The following is a 17,652-nucleotide window of genomic DNA, read 5'->3' as shown; positions in this document are numbered from 1 at the left end:
TCAGAGGAAAGGAGTCTCTACTCGACCAGATCCAGCAGCGCGCGTTCCGCCCGGCTGATACTCCGCTCCTTGTGCCGGGCGACGTAAAACGGGCGTTCCGGTAGCGGCAGAGATACGAGCGCGAGCGTGCCTGCGCTCAGGAGCGGCTCCGCCACAAGGTCGGATATCGCCGCCGCCCCGGCACCGGCACGAACCGCCGCACACACGGCTTCGTTCGATGGCAGTTCCATTGCCACCTTGAGAGACGTGGCCTCCACGCCAAGCCCCCGCAAAGCATCCAGAAAGATCGCGCGCGTGCCGGAGCCTGGCTCACGCATCACCCACGGACCTTGCATCAGTTCTTCCGCGGCCACGTTTCGACCGCTCCATTCGTGCCGGGGACTGACGACGACCACCAGCCTGTCACCCTTCACAGCCTTCAGCCGCAAGGCCGGATTGTCGATGTTGCCTTCCGCAAAGCCGATATCGGCAAATCCCTCGCTCACAGCCGCAGCCACCTCTTCCGTATTACCGATTGCAAGCTGGACCGAGACCCCTGGATACGCCACGCGAAAGCGGTGGAGTAACGGCGGCAGCCAGTAATTCGCAATGGTCTGGCTTGCAAACAATGACAAGGTGCCCGCCATGCACCCTGCAAGATCGTGCAGCACGCGTTCTGCTGCGGCGCTTCGCGCCAGCACTGCGCGCGCCTCGGAGAGGAAAAGACGCCCCGCGTCCGTCAGTTCGATGCGCCGTCCGATGCGATGGAAAAGCCGGGTATCATAGCGGGCCTCCAGCGCCGCGATGGCCGCGCTTGCCGCAGACTGGGTGATATGAATCGCCTCGGCTGCGCGCGTCATGTGCTCCCGCTCGGCCACGGCGACGAAAATGCGTAATTGCTCAAGTGTCATGTCAATGCCGCCGCTTTCCGTTGCCGGGCCATTGTATGGTGCTCCCGGAAACAGATACAGCGGCAACGGGGAACGAGGCTCAACCTCGCCTGTTAACTCTCCAAAATGCCGCTCGCGCGGTGAATCCAAGGAGAAATTTATGAAACGTTTCCTGATCGCCGTTGCGGCGGTAACCGCCACAATGTGTGCGGTTGCGCCCGGCGCAGACGCTCAGCAGCTCGAACGCGGCGTGCGCAATATGAGCGCTGAATCGTTTGCTCAGAACCTCGGCTCCGGCAACCAGTTCGAAATCCAATCCAGCATGATCGCGCTGCAAAAATCGAACAATGAGGCGGTGAAACAGTTTGCGCACAAGATGGTGGAGGATCATCAAGCGGCCGACCAAAAGCTGAAAGATACCTTGAAAGCGGCAAATCTCCCCGTTCCTTCCGTGGTCGTCGATGTGACGCACATGCAGAAGCTCGATAATCTGAAAGTGGCCGACATCGATTTCGATCGGCACTACATTCAGGCACAGCGCGAAGCGCATCGAGACACGGTAAAGCTTCTGGAAAATTACATACAGCGCGGCGACAACGCGCAATTGAAGCAGTTTGCGACCAATCTGCTGCCGACGATCAAGCATCATCTCGAAATGGCCGACACTCTGAGGCCCAGGGAGTCCGCGCGACGCTAGAGCCGGCCGTTGCCGCGCGAAAGACGCCACGCCACGAACAGGAAAAAGCCGCTCTCCGCGGCTTTTTCTATGCGCCGGAAGCCTTGCGTGCGATCAGTTGTTGAAAGCTGAAGCCGGATGTCTTGCCTTGGGGGGCGGGCATCGAGAGGGTAGCACTGACGGAAAGGGATTCGCGCCATGACCTCGCATCCATCCTATCGCCAATCGATCGAAGGCAGTCTCTCCACGAAGATCGGAGACGCCGGGTTGAGCCGGGGGCGCCTTACGCAGTGGCTGACGCTGCTCACGCCGCGTTTCAAGGCCCTTGAGGAGGCCGCTCAGGCCGACAGTTTCGCGCATTTCCGCATCCTGAAGGACACCGCCGACATCGAGGAAACCCGCGCGGCCTACGACAAGCTCGCTGCGGGCGCGGAAACCGTCGTTATTCTCGGCACGGGCGGTTCGAGCCTCGGCGGCCAGGCGCTTGCGCAGGTCGGCGGCTGGGGCATCCCCGGCGACGATGGCGATGCGGCGGGCAAATTGCCCGAGCTTCGCTTCTGCGACAACCTCGACTCGCGCTCCTTCACCCGCGGCCTTCTAAGCCTCGACATTCCCAAGACGCGCTTCATCGCGATCTCTAAATCAGGCACCACGGGCGAGACGCTGTCGCAGGTGCTGATCGCGTTCAAATTCATCGAGGATGCGGGCCACGCCGCGCTCATCCCGCAGATCTTCCTCGGCGTGACGGAGCCCGCGAAGCCGGGCGTCGCGAACGGCCTGCGCGAGCTTTTCTCCGCGCGCGGCATCCCGCTTCTGCCGCACCCGACCGACATCGGCGGGCGCTATTCGGCGTTCTCGGTCGTCGGCCTTCTGCCCGCGCTCGCGCGCGGTCTCGACGTGGCTGCCTTCCGCGCCGGTGCGCTCGACGTCGTGAAACAGCTCTCCGCCGCCACCATGCCGGAAGACCATCCCGCCGCTGTCGGCGCGGCGCTGTCCATCGGCCTCGCGAAGGATCTCGGCGTCACGAACTCCGTGCTCATGCCCTATTCGGACCGGCTCGAACGTTTCAGCGCGTGGTATGTGCAGCTCTGGGCCGAAAGCCTCGGCAAGAACGGAGAGGGCACGACCCCCATCGGCACGCTCGGCCCGGTGGATCAGCATAGCCAGCTTCAGCTCTTCATGGACGGCCCCGCGACGCACCTCATGACCATCGTGCGCGTAGCCGAGGCGGAAGGCGCGGATCGCGGCCTCACCATTCCGGCGGCACTCGCTGCCGAGGCGGGCGCGCCCTATCTCGCGGAAAAGAGCATAGGCGATCTCGTTGCCGCGCAGCAGAAGGCCATCGTCGACGCGCTCATCGAGGCAAAACGCCCTGTGCGCACCATCGACGTGCCGAAGCTCGACGAGCGGGCGCTCGGCGCGCTGATGATGCACTTCTTCATCGAGACGATCCTCGCAGGCGACCTCCTCGGCGTCGATCCGTTCGACCAGCCCGCCGTGGAACTCGCCAAGAAGCTCACGCGGCAATATCTCGCCGCCTGACAGGTCCGATGCACGGGGACGAAGGGTGACGATCCGCGAACTGAGCCAGGTCGAAATCAATCGCATCGCCGCGGGCGAGGTGATCGAGCGGCCGGCCAGCGCGGTGAAGGAGCTTGTCGAGAACGCCATCGACGCGGGCGCCACCGCCATCGAGGTGATTGCCGAGAATGGTGGGCTGTCGCTGATCCGCGTCTCCGACGACGGCGTCGGCATGGACGAGGCGGATCTCGCGCTGTGTGTTCGGCGCCACGCCACGTCGAAGCTGCCGACCGGCGATCTCATGGCGATCCGCACGCTCGGCTTTCGCGGCGAGGCGCTGCCGTCGCTCGGCTCGGTCGGCACGCTCTCCATCGTGACGCGCCCGCGCCCGTCGACGCGCGGCCATGAAATCGAAGTGCGCGCCGGGCAAACTTCGCCCGTACGCCCCGCCGCCGCGCGCCCCGGCACGTGCGTCGAGGTGCGCGACCTGTTCGCAGCCACACCCGCGCGCCTCAAATTCATGAAGTCGGAGCGCGCCGAAAACGCCGCCATCTCCGATGTCGTGAAGCGGCTCGCGCTCGCCTGCCCGCATGTCGGCTTTTCGCTGACGGTGGGCGAACGCGCTTCGCTTCAGCTCGCGCGCGCCGCCGAAGGGGATGAAAACGCGGTCCGCGCCCGTCTCGCGCGCATCATGGGACGCGAATTTGGCGAGGACGCCGAGCCGGTGCACCTCGAACGCGACGGACTGGCGCTGACGGGCTACGCCGGGAGGCCGACGCTCAACCGGCCCGACGCATCGCTGCAATATGTGTTCGTGAACGGCAGGCCGGTGAAGGATCGGCTGCTGTTTTCGGCCATTCGCGGCGCGTATGTGGATGTGGTGCCGCGCGGACGCTTTCCGCTGGCGGTGCTGTTCCTCAGCGTGCGCGTCGAGGATGTCGACGTGAACGTGCATCCGGCGAAGGCGGAGGTGCGGTTCCGCGAGGCGAGCCTCGTGCGCGCGCTCGTCGTCTCGGCGCTGCACGACGCGCTGCGGCGCGCGGGCGCGATGGCGGCGCGGCCAACCGGCGTGCTGACACCCGCTTCCTCTGCGCCGGAGCCGGTGCAATATCGCGCGCCGCTGCGCACCTGGCCGCAAACGCCGTTCTCCCCGGCATATCAGCAGCCGATAGCGGCGCCTCGGGGTGGCTTGGCTGAAGCCGCACTTGCGTTCGATGCCGAAGAGGCAAGCCGGTCATTCGCTGACGGAGCCGCGCGCGAAGCCTCGACCCCTGAACCAGACAATGCGAATTACGAACGCCTCGGCGTGGCGCGGGCGCAACTCCATAACACCTACATCCTCTCCGAGACGCCGCAGGGCGTGATCCTCATAGACCAGCACGCGGCGCATGAGCGTATCGTCTATGAGAAGCTCAAGGCAGCGCTTCTCGGCGGCCGGATCGCGCGGCAATTGCTGCTCATCCCCGAGATCGTGGAGATGTCTGAAGACGATGCCGCGCTCGTCGCCGAGCACGCGGAGGTGATCGCGGGAAGCGGCCTCGCGCTGGAGAGCTTCGGGCCGGGCGCGGTCATCGTTCGCGAAGTGCCCGCGCTTCTCGGGCAATGCGATTTGCAGACGCTCGTCCGGGACCTCGCCCTCGAACTCAAGGACAATGCGAACACGGTCGAGACGCGGCTTCACGCGATCTGCGCGACCATGGCCTGTCACGGAAGCGTCCGCGCCGGCCGCCCGATGCGGCCGGACGAGATGAATGCGCTTCTGCGCGAGATGGAAACCACGCCGAACGCAGCGCAGTGCAATCACGGTCGCCCGACCTATGTCGAGCTGTCGCGCGGCGACCTCGAACGGCTGTTCGAGCGGCGTTAGCGCCCGTCAAATCTGATCGAATCGCAGGTCCGGCTGCAAAGAGGCCGTCGCGCTTCGCGGGCCGCGATCAGCACGCGATTTGCCTCTTCGGTTGGCCGTTTTCGAACACGACCCGATTGAAGCTTGTGCACACGCAATCAAATCGATGGGAAACGCGGTCGCTGGCGCTGCGGGTGTGTTCTATAGCCGCGCGTGGCATTTGACGAAGGGCCAGCGTGACCTTAGATTTAGCAGGTTTGGAACAAGGACGCGAAGCATGTCGAAGCGGCAAGAGTTGCGCGCGCCCGCCCTCGAATTGAGTCAGGCAAACGGGCTGCGCGAATTGAATGAGCGCTACCGGGAAATCTTCCGGAGCATCGTTGAAACCTATCTCGAAACGGGCGAGCCTGTCGGATCGCGCCATCTGTCGCGCCAGCTGCCCATGACGCTGTCGCCCGCATCCGTGCGCAACGTGATGTCGGATCTTGAGGCTCAGGGGCTGATTTACGCGCCGCATGTCAGCGCGGGCCGCATTCCGACGCAGACGGGCTTGCGTCTGTTCGTCGACGGCCTGCTCGAAGTCGGCAGCATTGAGGAAACCGAGCGCGAGCAGCTCGAACGGCAGCTGTTGCGCGACTATCATCGTGAGCACGCGGTGACCTCTGAAGTTCTGGCCGAGGCAGGCGATCTTCTCTCGGGCCTTTCGCGCTGCGCGGGCGTGGTCCTTGCCGAGAAGCAGGTGAGCCGCCTCAAGCACATCGAATTTGTCAGCCTCGACTCGAAACGCGCGCTGCTTGTGCTGGCGGGCGACGACGGGAGCGTCGAAAACCGCGTGCTGAATTTGCCCGAGGGTCTGCCGCCGCAAGCGCTGGTCGAGGCGACGAACTATCTCAACGCGAAGATCCGCGGCGTGACGCTGCCCGAGGCGCGCGAAAAGATCGAAGGCGAACTCAAGGCGAGACAGGCAGAACTCGACGCGCTGACAGCGAAGCTGGTGCGGTCCGGCCTCGCGCAATGGTCCGGCGGCCGCGAGGACAATCGCAGCCTGATCGTGCGCGGACAGTCCCGCTTGCTGAACGATCTTCGCGCGGTGGAAGACCTCGAACGCATCCGCCTTCTTTTCGAGGATCTCGAATCGCAAAAGGCGCTGATCCATCTGCTCGACCTTGCGGAAAAGGCCGATGGCGTCCGCATTTTTATCGGTTCCGAGAATAATTTGTTCTCCCTGTCCGGATCTTCCCTGATCGTCGCACCTTTCCAGGATCATGAGCGCAAGATCGTGGGCGTTCTCGGCGTCATCGGTCCCACGCGGCTCAATTACGGCCGCATTATCCCCATGGTTGACTTTACGGCCAAGCTCGTCAGCCGCGTGCTCGCTTGATTATCCCGGCGAAACCGCCGATATAGCTTCAAAAATCGGCGCATCGCAGGTCGAGGATTGCGGCTGATCCTCATCGTAACGGAAACGGCAAAATACCATGAACGATACCCCGGACGGGCCCTCGGACGCGAACGGGCCGGAAAATAACGATTCTCTTGGCCGCGACCAGAACCCGCAAGCCACCGAAGAGCAAGTGAAGGCGCTGGCGCAGATGCTGGCCGAGGCGAGGGCCGAAAACGCGGATCTGCGCGACCGCCACCTGCGCGTCGTCGCCGAGATGGAAAACTACCGCAGGCGCAGCGAGCGCGAAAAGGCGGAAACCGCGAAATACGCCTCGTCCGAGTTTGGCAAGGATGCCATCGTCATCGCCGACAATCTTCGCCGGGCTATCGAAGCCGCGCAGAAGGAAGCGACGGACCAGACTCCGGCTCTCAACACGCTGCTTCAGGGCGTGGAAGTGACGGAACGCGAGCTTCTCAAGGTTTTCGAGCGCCACGGCATCACGCGCTTCGAGCCGCTCGGCGAAAAATTCGATCCGCATACATCGGAGGCGATGATCAAGGTGGACGTGCCCAACGTGCCCGCCGACGTTGTCGTGCAGGTGCTGCAAGCAGGCTACAAGATCGGGGAGCGGGTGCTGCGCCCTGCGGCCGTGATCGTCGCCAAGGGCGGCACGCCGGTCAAGCCGGAGCCTCCCCAGACCGAACATTCGGCTGAGCCCGCCGGCGAGGCGCCTTCAGCCGTGCATGCGGGGGCGCATCATGACCATAACGCCGTCGAGCCCGCGCACGAACACGATCCCGATGTTTTTCGCGATCCGACCGGCGCGCCCCTGCGGCGCGACAGGCACGGCGGCGAGAAGCGCTCGTCGTCCGTTACACAACCCGTGACGGAGAACAGCGGCCCGGCGGGCGTGGACGACCTTATTTCATCCTTCGGAAAGCGCCTCGAAAACGGAAACTGACACCGCGAGGCGCTGCCTCGCCCCGACGAACCGGCAAGGCGCGGCGATCAATCCGCGCCTTTTCCTTGTGCGGCGACCGCCAGAGCATCGCGCAGACGGCCGCCCGAGCGTTCGAGCAGCGCGCGGGCCTCGTCGAGCGCACATCCTTGAAGGACAAGTACCGCAAGCTTGATGTTGCCGCCGGTTTGCGAAAGCGCTCCCCGCACGGCGCCCAAGTCCTTGCCGGTTAGATGCACGAGCATCTTTTCGCGACGCCCGACAAGCTTCGCGTTCACGGCCTGCACCTCGACCATCAGCCCTTCGTAAACGCGGCCGAGCCGGATCATCACCAGCGACGAAAGCACAGCGAGCGTGACGCGTTGCGCGGTGCCCGCGTTCATGCGTGTCGACCCGGCGATGGGCTCCGACCCGGTTTCAAGACAGATCGGGCAATCGGCTTCGGCCAGCAGCGGCGTGTCGGGATTGTTCGCGATACCCACCGCAAGCGCGCCGAGCTTTTTCGCCTCGCGCAGCGCCGACAGCGTGAACGGCGTCTTGCCGCTGGCGGCAACCGCGACCAGCACATCGTTCGCGCAAATGCCATGCTCGACGCGGATGAGTTCGGCGGCGCGGTGGGTCTCGTCCTCCGCTCCTTCCACGGCCTGCACCATGGCCTCGTCGCCGCCCGCGAGCAGCAACACGAGCCGGTCCTTCGGCCAACTGAAGGTTGGCATGAGTTCCGCGCCGTCCTGCACAGCGAGGCGGCCGGACGTGCCCGCGCCCGCATAAACGAGCCGCCCTCCGCTGGCGAGGCGTTTCTCCATCGCAAGCACCGCGTGGAGGATGTCGCGCCGCGCCGCGCGCACGGCGGCGACCGCGGCAAGCTGGCCCTCGATCATCGCGTCGAGCGCATCGAGCGGCTCCCAGACATCGATACCGGAGAAGCGAGGGGATGGCCGTTCAGTATCCATAACAACCGAAAACGCGTTCAAGTGGCGCTGGACTTTGCATCATGCAACCTTAAATAAGCATGCGTAACAAGGGCATAAAGAGTGAACGTCGAAGTGTTGTTTCTCGCGGTGGACGGCGGCGGCACGAAATGTCTGGCGCGCCTCGCCGACGCGAAAGGCCAGACGCTGGGCGAAGGGCGCTCCGGTCCGGCAAATGTCCGGCGTGGCCTTCCGCAGGCATTCGCGGCCGTCATGGAGGCCACGGCTCAATGTTTCGAGCAAGCGGCGCTCGCGCCCGATTACCGCCGCGTCGTCGCCTGTCTCGCGCTTGCGGGAGCGGGCGAGCCGGACATGCAGGCCGAACTGTCCCGCTCCGCTCACCCCTTCAAGGCCGCGATTTTTACCACGGATTCGCATGCGGCTTGCGTCGGTGCACATCGTGGCGAGGATGGGGGGGTCATCATCGCCGGAACCGGCAGCATCGGTGAAGCCATCGTGCGCGGCGGGCGTCATCGCGTCGGCGGCTGGGGTTTCCCGGTCTCCGACGAAGGCAGCGGCGCATGGCTCGGCCTCGAAACCGTGCGGCGCACGCTTTGGGCGCTGGATGGCCGGGCGTCGGCATCACCCCTGCTCGATGAGGCGGCGAACCGCTTCGGCCATGACCCGAACGCCATCACGCGTTGGGCAAGCGAGGCCGCGCCCGCCGATTTCGGGACGTTCGCGCCGCTCGTATTCCGGCATGCCGGAGAGGGAGATACGGTCGCACGGAAACTTGTTACTTCGGCGGCGGGCCACGTGGAACGAATTGCCGAGGCGCTGCTTGTTTCAGGTGCGAGGAGGCTCGCTCTCATGGGCGGTCTCGCGCAGCCCTTCGAGCCGTGGCTGTCTGAGAACATGAAGCGATCGCTGGTTCGCCCCGCCGGCGATGCACTGGACGGCGGGCTGCAACTCGCTCGAAATTCGGTTTCGGGCAGGAGGATTCATGAAACATCCTGAGGCGCCCGACGTGCGCATGGCGCAGGAAATCCGGGAAGCACCGCATGCGGTGAGCCGCCAGCGCGATGCGCTCGCCCGGCCCGTAGAGGAGCTTGCCGCGCGGCTGAGGCGGAAGCCGCCCCGGGTGATCGTCACCTGCGCGCGCGGCAGTTCGGCCCACGCCGCCACCTTCGGCAAGCACCTGTTCGAGCGGTATCTGGGCATTCCCGTAGCTGCCGCCGCGCCGAGCATCGCGAGCGTCTACGGCGGCGAACTGAAGCTGAAGGATCAGCTCTTCCTCGCGATCTCGCAATCGGGAAGCAGCGCCGACATCGTCGCCATGACCGAGGCGGCGCAACGCTCAGGCGCGCTGGCGGTGGCAATCGTCAACGACACCGAGAGCGCGCTCGCCCGCGTAAGCGACATCGTGCTCCCCATGAGCGCCGGGCCGGAACTCTCGGTCGCCGCAACGAAAACCTTTGTCACGACGCTGGCGGCATTGGTTCGTCTTGCCGCGGCATGGAACGGACATTCGGCGCTCGATGCGGCCGTCGCCCGTCTGCCGGAACGTCTCGCCGCCGCTTCCGATCTGGACTGGAGCGCGGCGCTTCCCGCGCTGGCAGGCGCGCCGAGCCTCGTCACCATCGGGCGCGGGCCGACGCTTGCCATCGCCCGCGAGGCCGCGCTGAAGCTCAAGGAAACGGCCAACCTTCACGCTGAAGCCTTCAGCGGCGCCGAATTTCTGCACGGGCCGGTGGCGCTCGTCTCGCCTGAATATCCGATCCTGATGTTCAACCCGACGGATGAAGCCGCCCCCGGAATGGAAAAGCTCGCCGCCGACCTGCGCGGCAAGGGCACCGCGCTTTTCGCAACCGGCACCGCGGATGACGAAAATTTAATCGCCCTGCCGCCGGATCAACCCGAGACCGACGCGGTTTGCCTCATCCAGAGCTTCTACATGATGGCCGTCCGGCTCGCGGAGCGTCTCGGAACCGACGTGGACCGCCCCCGCCATCTCCGCAAAATCACAAGCACACGATAATGCTTCGCAAACGATACGCCATAGCTGCTTCCGTTATCTTCGATGGCTCGGAAGTTCACAAGGATCGCGCGGTCTTCATGCGAGGCGGGCGCATCCTGGACATCATGCACCCCGGAAATCTGCCCCACGGGGTGCCCGTGCGGGCTCTGCCGGAAGGTGCCTGGCTTGCTCCGGGCTTCATCGATTCGCAGGTGAACGGCGGCGGAGACGTGCTCCTGAACGACGAGCCGGGCGCCGGGGCAATGGCCGCCATCGCGGCGGCGCACCGGAAATACGGGACGACGGGCGTCATGCCGACGCTCATCACGGACGCCCGCCAGAAGATGGTCGATGCGCTCGAAGCCGTAGACCGCGCGGCCACGCTCAATCCGGGCGTGCTCGGGCTTCACCTCGAAGGACCGTTCATCTCGCCGGAAAAGCCGGGCATCCACTGCCGCGACTACATTCGCGAGCCGACGGCTGAGGATCTGGACCTCCTGACCGCGCCGCGCGAGACGGCGACGCTCGTCACACTCGCCCCGGAGCGCGTCGGGGCCGGGGTGATCGCCCGGCTCGCCGACGCGGGCGTGCGTGTCTCGCTCGGCCATTCGATGGCGACCTACGAGCAAACGAAGGCGGCGCTGGATGAAGGGCTGTCCGGCTTCACTCATCTTTTCAATGCGATGCGCCCTCTCGGTGCCCGCGATCCCGGCCCCGTGGCTGCGGCGCTCGAAGCGCCGAACGCATTTTTCGGCATGATCGCGGACGGCGAGCACGTCGCGCCTGCCATGCTGCGGCTCGCGCTTCGCGGTGCCGCGCATCCGATGCTCGTCACCGACGCTATGCCGCCCGTGGGTGGAAAAGAGACGAGTTTCTCGCTGAACGGACAGGACATCACGCTCAAGGACGGTCGCCTCACCAATGCGGCGGGCACGCTGGCGGGATCGGCGCTCGATATGGCGTCGGCGGTGCGGAACGCGGTGGAGATGCTCGGTACGCCTCTGACGGACGCGCTTCGCTTTGCGTCGACCGAACCGGCTGCATTCCTCGGCTTCGGCGACCGGTTGGGCCGCATTTCGCCTGACTTCCGCGCCGATCTCGTCGCGTTCGATCCGAACGACATGAAAATCCATGAGACGTGGGTGGATGGCCGCTCGACGGACATGCCGACACCCAACCCGCCAGCGTGACTTCTATTCGCTGACGCGGGGAAGCTCGTGCGCCAGTGCGTCGAGCATGTCGCTGACGGTGGCCTCGCTCGTGTTGAGGGTGAGCGAGATTCGCAGCCGTGCGGTCTTTTCCGGCACCGTCGGAGGCCGGATGGCGCGGATGTCGTAGCCGTAGCTGCGCATCGCTGCCGCAAGCGCCGTTGCGCGCGTGTCCGCCCCGACGATGACGGGCACGATCTGCGAGCCGCTGCCCTCAATCCCGCAGCGCTGCTTGAGGGCGGCGTTTGCGAAGGCGATCAGCCGTGTCAGCTTCTCCCGCCTTTCCGGCTCTTCCTTGCACAGGCGCAGCGCGGCGCGGACGGCGGCGGCGATCAGCGGCGACGGCGCGGTCGAGAAAATGAACGGTCGCGAGCAGTTGACCAGATAATTGCGGAGCGTGCGCGACAGGCACACGAGCGCGCCAGCCGAGCCGAGCGCCTTGCCGCAGGTGTGGAGCGAGACGACGTTCTCCCGGCCTTCGAGATGCGCGCCGAGGCCGGCGCCATCCGGTCCGAAGACGCCTGTCGCGTGCGCCTCGTCGATGACGAGCACGCCTTCGTTCCGCTCCGCGATAGCGGCGAGGTCGTCGAGCGGGGCGCGGTCGCCATCCATGCTGTAGAGGCTTTCGACCGCGATCCAGGCGCGCCCCTTGCCGCCCCCCGCCCGCCACGCGCGGATGCGATCTTCCACCGCGTTCGCGTCGTTATGCGCGGCTTTTGCGATTTCAGCCTTGCCCGCACGCATGCCGTCATGCGCGCTTGCATGGATCAGCGCATCGTAAACCACAAGGTCGCCGCGTTTGGGCAACGCCGCGAAGATCGCGTAATTCGCCTGAAAGCCGTTCGAGAAGAACAGCGCGCTTTCCGCGCCGAAGAACTTCGCCGCGTCGGCTTCGAGACTCTCATGTTCGGAGTAATTGCCGCGAAGAAGCCGCGACCCGCCCGCGCCGATGGCTATGCCGCGTTCGAGCGCGGCAAGCACGGCATCCTTCAGTTCATGCGATTCAGCCAGGCCCAGATAATCGTTTGACGTGAAATCGTAGCCGGACGGAAGGGTGAGCTGGCGAAGCCGCCCCCGCTCCTCCAACCGCGCCAGCGCGTCTTCATAGGGCCGCAGCATGAACCGTTTCCCGGCCAGCGCACGTTTCGGTGCGATCCTCTCGTTTCAGGTCCATCGGCGACAGGCCGAGCTTTGCAAACAGTTGCGCGTCCGAGCCTTCTTCCGTGTTCTCCGTGGTGAGCAGCGTGTCGCCCATGAAGATCGAGTTCGCGCCCGCAAAGAAGCACAGCGCCTGCGTTTCGTCGCTCATTTCCGCGCGGCCAGCCGAAAGCCGGACCATGGAGCGAGGCATCATGATGCGCGCGAGCGCTATCGTGCGAACGAAGGCGATCGGATCGACGGGCGGCACGTTTTCGAGCGGCGTTCCCTCGACGGGCACGAGCTGGTTGATCGGCACGCTCTCGGGTGGCTGCGGCAGGTTCGCAAGCGTAACGAGCATGTCGAAGCGGTCTTCCGGTTCCTCGCCCATGCCGAGAATGCCGCCGCAGCAGATCTTGATGCCCGCCGCGCGCACGCGGTCCAGCGTCTCAAGCCGATCCGCGAAGGTGCGCGTCGTTATGATTTCCTTGTAATAGCGCTCGGACGTATCGATGTTGTGGTTGTAATAGTCGAGCCCGACCGCGGCGAGGCGCTTCGCATGCGCGTCCGACAACATGCCGAGCGTCATGCAGGTTTCCATGCCGAGCGCCTTCACGCCCGTCACCATGGCGCAGATCATGTCGAGATCGCGCTCCTTCGGACTGCGGAAAGCCGCGCCCATGCAGTAGCGCGACGCACCCGCCGCCTTCGCCTTGCGCGCCTCTTCGATGACGCGCTCGACCTCCATGAGCTTCTCTGCCGAAAGCCCGGTCTTGTGATGCGCCGACTGGTTGCAGTAGGCGCAATCCTCGGGGCATCCGCCCGTCTTGATCGACAGAAGGCGACTTATCTGGACCTTGTTCGGCTCGAAATAGCGGCGGTGCAGGCTGTGAGCCTGAAAGATGAGATCGTTGAACGGCTGGTCGTAAATTTCCTGCGCTTGCGAGCGCGTCCAATCGTGCCGTTCGTCACTGGTGCGGGACACTTGAGGCGAACCCCCTTTTTTGAATTCCCGGCGTTTGTAGCCCTCCTGACCGTCCCGCGCAACAAACCGGGATGACGCGCCGCGCGATCAGGACGCGATCTTGACGGGAACCGTCTCGGCGAAGCGTTGCTTCGACACGCGCTTGTCGAAAACGACGCGCTTGGCGGGAAAGCGAATGGAGACCTCGGTACCTTCGCCGGGCGTGCTGTCGACCGTGAGCGTGCCGCCGTGCAGTTCGGTCAGCCGAACCGCGAGCGGAAGGCCGAGCCCCGCTCCCTCATAGCGGCGAGACAGTCCGTTTTCCACTTGCCGGAACAGCTCAAGCGCCTGCCGGATTTCGTCGCAGCTCATGCCGATGCCGGTGTCGCGGATCTTGATGCAAAGGCCTCCATCCCATTCGGGTGTCGCGGAAACCACAACGCGGCCGCCTTGAGCCGTAAACTTGATGGCGTTTGAAAGGAGGTTGACGAGGATCTGCTTCAGCTTGCCCTTGTCGCCCCTCAGCACGACGCCCAGATTGCGGGCGGGCGCGGCAAGGAGGACGCCTCCCGCCAGCGCCTGATTTTGCACAGCCAGAAGGCTGCGCTGAATGAGCGTGTCGAGGTCGATCTCATCCTCGTGCAGTTCGAGCTTGCCCGCCTCGATGCGGGTCACGTCGAGAATGTCGTTGACGATGTTGAGAAGGTGCGTGCCCGACTTGTGGATGTCGGCAGCATAGGACGCGTAGCGGTCGATATCGTTGCCGATCATCTTGTCGCGAATGATCTCCGAGAAGCCGAGGATGGCGTTCAGCGGCGTTCGCAGCTCGTGGCTCATATTCGCGAGAAAGGCCGATTTCGCTTCGTTCGCCTGTTCCGCGCGCCTTTTCGCGGCGACGAGTTCCGCATTGGTCCTGCGGAGCTTCACGCGTTCGTTCGCCAGTTCCTCGCTGATGGAAAGAAGCGCGGCGTGCTCCATCCGCACCTTGTCGCTTTCGCGGTCGAGGGCGCCTTCCTGGGCGACGCGCTTGTTGATCTCACGATTGAGCATGATCGCCATGAAGAACGGGAGGCACAGCGCCGCAAGGCCGAGGCCGACGAAAGTAAGCTCCTGTCGGCGCGCCGGCGCCAGAACCTCATCACGGCCGACCCCGGATACGATGGTCAGCGGAAGATCCGGAAACTTGCGAAAATGCTGGATGCGAACGACACCGTCAGGGGAGCCGTTTCCCACAAAGTAGCCGGTCCGCACGTCTGCCGAATGGGAGATAACATCAAGCGTCTCGGGGCTGAGCGGGGGAAAGGAGATGTCGAGGCCACCGGCTTTCGTATATCGCGCCAAACGCACGCCGTCGGCGCGGATGAGGCTGATGGCCGTCGTTTCGCCCATATGGATCTTGCGATGCAGCGTTGTGAGAAGACTTGGTGTCAGAGACGCAACCACCACGCCCGCAAATTTGCCATTCTTCTCAAGCCGCAGCGATAACGGGATGACGGCTCTTTCGGACAGTCTGCCGCGGACTGGGGCACCGATATAAAGGTCCGCATCGCCGTCTTTCTGCACTCGAAAATAGTCGCGGTCTGCCAAACTCGGCTCGACCTGACTGCGGGGAACGGTCGTCGACACGATGTTGCCCTCGGCATCCGTCACGGTCACGTCGATCGAAGGCGCGCCGTAAATGGGCGCGGCGGACCTTGTTTTTTCGAGATCGAGGGCGGTGCCCCGTTCAAAACTGCGCTTGACCTCGACTGCGGCATTCGCCGCGGCCTCGAAATTGGTGCGGATCTGCTCTTCGAAGCTCGCCGACATATTGGCGGCATCGACCTTGGCGCGCTTTAGCGCGGCGTGTCGTTCATTGATGATCGCCTCGCCGACGAGCACGCAGATCGCCACCATGATCGCAAGGCTGAAGGCTACGATCCGATGCTTGGCCTTTCTTGCCGCAGCCCAGCGAGACGCTTCACGCGGCGTAATGGGGCCCGGGTCTTGGGGAGTTGATCGCCATATCACGAAAGACGTCCCTGAACTGCCATAAAAATGGGTTAAGTCCGGTAATAGTTTCTCACGCGACAGGTATAGATCATAAAATACAACTTCGATGTGCAAAATCGGCCGGGCTATTACTACAACGTAAATGCCATATCGTGCTATTTAGACAAATAATACGTATCTCCGCCCTTGATTTCAAAGCGGCAGATCCACAAAACGGCTTTGATGGAAATGATTGAGGCGCGCGGTCTTGCGCGCCTCCTCAGATTACGCGGCGAGCTTGAGCGCCCCGGAGATCTCGGACAGCGTTGCCTTCTCGGCGTCGCTCACCTTGACGCCTCCGAAGCCGAGAAAGTTGCCGCCTTCGGAGGCCGCATCAGCGACTTTCTGGCTTATATGATAAAGCCACTCCTTCACCGCCGGGGCATCCTGCGGCGCTTTCGCTTCGAGGATCGCCGCGACTTCCCGAAGCGTCTCGATGGATTTCGCCTTGAGGACAGAGGCATCGACATTTGCGCCGAGCCGCGCCTTGAGAGCTTCACGCGCGTCGGTGCGACCTTGCGAAGTTTCGAAGTCCTCGACGATCGAGCGGATCAATTCATTCGTCCCCCGCCGCCCCTCGATCAGAGCCTGACTGGCGGCGAAGCTCTCCTTGACCAGGCCGATAATGCCGTTCGGTTCGGCAGCCGTGACCGCCAGCCCCGAAAGGACGGCGCCATCGAGCAGAGTTTTCCATTCTTCCGGCGTGAAGTCATTTTTCGTCGCCATGTCCGGTCTCTCTTTCCTGAGCGAATAGCGGGTTTGGCGAGACGAGAACACGTATTCTCTCGTCCCTCCGGTTATTTCAGGAAACGAGCTTAGCAAAAACAGACGTAGCATAAATAGCGCAGGAGTAGTTCGTTTAATATTCGGTATATTATTGCATACCGGTATAACTTATTTGATTGCGCTTTTGGATACAATAAGAGAGCAAGTCTTCGATCGATCAGGCGCCGCGCCTCTTGTCGATAAGCCCGGCCTCGATCGCCACCCGGATCAAGTCGGCGGTGGTTCTGACGTTAAGCCGCTTGAGCGCTCTCGCCCGATGTGCTTCCACCGTTTTCGTGCTGAGGCCAAGAATCCGCGCCACACCCTTGTTGGGCTGACCGGAAGCCAGAAGCCCGACGACCTCCCGCTCTCTCGCTGAAAGCTGATCCACGAGCGCCGTGGTCTGGGCCGCGCCAGCCTGCCTGGGCGGCTCCGGGCTCATCGCCCCGCCGGTCCGGATGATTTCGTCCGAAATTCGCCTCAGGCGCAGACTCCCTGCCAGTTTCTTTTCGGAATCGTCATGGGAGGGATAGCAATAGATCGTGTAAAGTCTCGATTCCGCATCCCAGGAAATCAGCAGTGACGATTTCTCAACCGGCGAAGCGTCGGTGACGACCGACACCGACGGAAGCGTCAGCTTGCCCGCCGCTTTTTTCTGAAGGGCGGCGATCTTGTGAGCCAGCCCCCTGAATGGAGAGAAGGTGTCGCAAACGGCCGTTCCTGCGGGCAGGCAACTCGCGAGCTTCCCCGTGGAGAAGATCACCGCCTGCCCCGCATCGGCGAGGGCCAATCCAAACCCGCTCTGCTCGAACATGGCCAACGTCGCCGTATCCGTATCGATTTCGGTCATAAGGCAAGCCCCCGCTCAACGCAGTGCCGCGCGATTTCGGCGAATGCGTCAAGCACCAGATATCCCGTCTTCGCGCTGGTCCAGACAAAATCAACGCCGATAGCCGCCGGCATCAGCGTGCCGGCGGGGCTTGTCAGAAGGTCGGCCTTGTTCATGACGATCTTGGCAGGACGTCCCGGAAACTCGCGCTCGAAGCCGCCCCAGAGATCGACCGCAGCCTTCTGGGTCAAGGGGCGCGACACATCGGACACGATGAGCGCGCCAGTGGCGCCTTCAGAATAGATGTGGCGATAGATATCCTGCGAATAGTCGCCGTCTATATCCCAGATGAGGAGATTAACGTCCACGAGCAGGCCGGAGACACGGGCCTTGAGGGTAAAATCGAAAATGTCGACCCCGATTGTCGCTTTGTAGCTTGAATCGAAGGTTCCAAACACGAGGCGCCTCGCGAGCGACGTTTTGCCAACCCCGACTTCGCCCAGCAGTAACAGCTTTATCGCCTGATTCTTCATGAG

16 protein-coding genes are annotated in these 17,652 nt (G+C 63.8%); 8 read left to right on the top strand and 8 right to left on the bottom strand.

The window, feature by feature from the left end:
- Positions 1 to 17: 17 nt before the first annotated feature.
- On the bottom strand, positions 18 to 890 hold the full coding sequence (locus QM659_RS09730; protein ID WP_415188275.1) for a LysR substrate-binding domain-containing protein: 873 nt from the start codon (positions 888 to 890) through the stop codon (positions 18 to 20).
- A gap of 4 nt (positions 891 to 894) precedes the next feature.
- Between QM659_RS09730 and QM659_RS09725 the strand changes: the two genes are divergently transcribed.
- From QM659_RS09725 to grpE, 5 genes are all read left to right on the top strand, one after another.
- Entirely contained in the window at positions 895 to 1,566 is a 672-nt protein-coding gene (locus tag QM659_RS09725; protein ID WP_415188274.1) for a DUF4142 domain-containing protein, read from the top strand.
- Positions 1,567 to 1,743: 177 nt separating this feature from the next.
- A complete protein-coding gene (locus QM659_RS09720; protein WP_415188273.1) occupies positions 1,744 to 3,087 on the top strand; it encodes a glucose-6-phosphate isomerase in 1,344 nt (447 codons plus the stop codon).
- Between the two features lie 25 nt (positions 3,088 to 3,112).
- Positions 3,113 to 4,933 carry a DNA mismatch repair endonuclease MutL gene (gene mutL, locus QM659_RS09715; RefSeq protein ID WP_415188272.1) on the top strand — a complete coding sequence of 607 codons (1,821 nt, stop codon included), beginning with the start codon at positions 3,113 to 3,115 and terminating at the stop codon, positions 4,931 to 4,933.
- Between the two features lie 256 nt (positions 4,934 to 5,189).
- Positions 5,190 to 6,293 carry a heat-inducible transcriptional repressor HrcA gene (gene hrcA, locus QM659_RS09710; protein WP_415188271.1) on the top strand — a complete coding sequence of 368 codons (1,104 nt, stop codon included), beginning with the start codon at positions 5,190 to 5,192 and terminating at the stop codon, positions 6,291 to 6,293.
- A 97-nt stretch (positions 6,294 to 6,390) separates the two neighbouring features.
- On the top strand, positions 6,391 to 7,257 hold the full coding sequence (grpE, locus tag QM659_RS09705; RefSeq protein ID WP_415188270.1) for a nucleotide exchange factor GrpE: 867 nt from the start codon (positions 6,391 to 6,393) through the stop codon (positions 7,255 to 7,257).
- 47 nt (positions 7,258 to 7,304) lie between these two features.
- Here the strand turns inward: grpE and QM659_RS09700 are convergent, their stop codons facing one another.
- Positions 7,305 to 8,207, bottom strand: a complete 903-nt coding sequence (locus QM659_RS09700) for an N-acetylmuramic acid 6-phosphate etherase (protein WP_415188269.1) — start codon at positions 8,205 to 8,207, stop codon at positions 7,305 to 7,307.
- An 81-nt stretch (positions 8,208 to 8,288) separates the two neighbouring features.
- Here QM659_RS09700 and QM659_RS09695 point away from each other — a divergent pair, with 81 nt between their 5' ends.
- The 3 genes from QM659_RS09695 to nagA are packed head-to-tail and all read left to right on the top strand — an operon-like array spanning position 8,289 to position 11,372.
- Positions 8,289 to 9,182 (top strand): BadF/BadG/BcrA/BcrD ATPase family protein, encoded by an 894-nt coding sequence (locus tag QM659_RS09695; protein WP_415188268.1) that lies wholly within the window; start codon positions 8,289 to 8,291, stop codon positions 9,180 to 9,182.
- Positions 9,169 to 10,203: an SIS domain-containing protein gene (locus QM659_RS09690; RefSeq protein WP_415188267.1), complete on the top strand. Its 1,035-nt coding sequence runs from the start codon at positions 9,169 to 9,171 to the stop codon at positions 10,201 to 10,203. Before QM659_RS09695 ends, QM659_RS09690 begins: the two co-directional genes overlap by 14 nt.
- Positions 10,203 to 11,372 (top strand): N-acetylglucosamine-6-phosphate deacetylase, encoded by a 1,170-nt coding sequence (nagA, locus tag QM659_RS09685; protein WP_415188266.1) that lies wholly within the window; start codon positions 10,203 to 10,205, stop codon positions 11,370 to 11,372. The genes QM659_RS09690 and nagA overlap by 1 nt, the downstream gene beginning before the upstream one ends.
- A 3-nt stretch (positions 11,373 to 11,375) precedes the next feature.
- On the opposite strand, the gene QM659_RS09680 is transcribed toward nagA, so the two are convergent.
- The 6 genes from QM659_RS09680 to QM659_RS09655 form a co-directional block, all read right to left on the bottom strand.
- A complete protein-coding gene (locus tag QM659_RS09680; protein WP_415188265.1) occupies positions 11,376 to 12,509 on the bottom strand; it encodes an 8-amino-7-oxononanoate synthase in 1,134 nt (377 codons plus the stop codon).
- Positions 12,493 to 13,512, bottom strand: a complete 1,020-nt coding sequence (gene bioB / locus QM659_RS09675; protein WP_415188264.1) for a biotin synthase BioB — start codon at positions 13,510 to 13,512, stop codon at positions 12,493 to 12,495. Before bioB ends, QM659_RS09680 begins: the two co-directional genes overlap by 17 nt.
- 87 nt (positions 13,513 to 13,599) lie before the next feature.
- Positions 13,600 to 15,501 carry an ATP-binding protein gene (locus QM659_RS09670; protein ID WP_415188263.1) on the bottom strand — a complete coding sequence of 634 codons (1,902 nt, stop codon included), beginning with the start codon at positions 15,499 to 15,501 and terminating at the stop codon, positions 13,600 to 13,602.
- A gap of 246 nt (positions 15,502 to 15,747) precedes the next feature.
- Complete coding sequence (locus QM659_RS09665) at positions 15,748 to 16,248, bottom strand: hypothetical protein (RefSeq protein WP_303483079.1); 501 nt, start codon at positions 16,246 to 16,248, stop codon at positions 15,748 to 15,750.
- Between the two features lie 217 nt (positions 16,249 to 16,465).
- The gene (locus tag QM659_RS09660; protein WP_415188262.1) at positions 16,466 to 17,137 is read right to left on the bottom strand and encodes a response regulator transcription factor; all 672 of its coding nucleotides are present in this window, start codon (positions 17,135 to 17,137) and stop codon (positions 16,466 to 16,468) included.
- A complete protein-coding gene (locus QM659_RS09655) occupies positions 17,134 to 17,649 on the bottom strand; it encodes a Rab family GTPase (protein WP_415188261.1) in 516 nt (171 codons plus the stop codon). Before QM659_RS09655 ends, QM659_RS09660 begins: the two co-directional genes overlap by 4 nt.
- Positions 17,650 to 17,652 lie beyond the last annotated feature (3 nt).

Origin of the sequence: Rhodomicrobium sp., assembly GCF_047605405.1 — a bacterium.
In the GTDB taxonomy this organism is placed as follows: Bacteria; Pseudomonadota; Alphaproteobacteria; order Rhizobiales; family Rhodomicrobiaceae; genus Rhodomicrobium; species Rhodomicrobium lacus.
Note: the sequence above shows the minus strand (reverse complement) of the source record. Positions and strands in the feature narration are given on the sequence as shown.

Excerpts from the sequence above, each read along its gene's own strand:
- QM659_RS09700 (WP_415188269.1), bottom strand. The coding sequence starts at position 8,207 with ATGGATACTGAACGGCCATCCCCTCGCTTCTCCGGTATCGATGTCTGG.
- nagA (WP_415188266.1), top strand. The coding sequence starts at position 10,203 with ATGCTTCGCAAACGATACGCCATAGCTGCTTCCGTTATCTTCGATGGC.
- QM659_RS09655 (WP_415188261.1), bottom strand. The coding sequence starts at position 17,649 with ATGAAGAATCAGGCGATAAAGCTGTTACTGCTGGGCGAAGTCGGGGTT.
- QM659_RS09730 (WP_415188275.1), bottom strand. The coding sequence starts at position 890 with ATGACACTTGAGCAATTACGCATTTTCGTCGCCGTGGCCGAGCGGGAG.
- QM659_RS09680 (WP_415188265.1), bottom strand. The coding sequence starts at position 12,509 with ATGCTGCGGCCCTATGAAGACGCGCTGGCGCGGTTGGAGGAGCGGGGG.
- QM659_RS09660 (WP_415188262.1), bottom strand. The coding sequence starts at position 17,137 with ATGACCGAAATCGATACGGATACGGCGACGTTGGCCATGTTCGAGCAG.
- hrcA (WP_415188271.1), top strand. The coding sequence starts at position 5,190 with ATGTCGAAGCGGCAAGAGTTGCGCGCGCCCGCCCTCGAATTGAGTCAG.
- grpE (WP_415188270.1), top strand. The coding sequence starts at position 6,391 with ATGAACGATACCCCGGACGGGCCCTCGGACGCGAACGGGCCGGAAAAT.
- QM659_RS09690 (WP_415188267.1), top strand. The coding sequence starts at position 9,169 with ATGAAACATCCTGAGGCGCCCGACGTGCGCATGGCGCAGGAAATCCGG.
- QM659_RS09665 (WP_303483079.1), bottom strand. The coding sequence starts at position 16,248 with ATGGCGACGAAAAATGACTTCACGCCGGAAGAATGGAAAACTCTGCTC.
- QM659_RS09720 (WP_415188273.1), top strand. The coding sequence starts at position 1,744 with ATGACCTCGCATCCATCCTATCGCCAATCGATCGAAGGCAGTCTCTCC.
- QM659_RS09725 (WP_415188274.1), top strand. The coding sequence starts at position 895 with ATGCCGCCGCTTTCCGTTGCCGGGCCATTGTATGGTGCTCCCGGAAAC.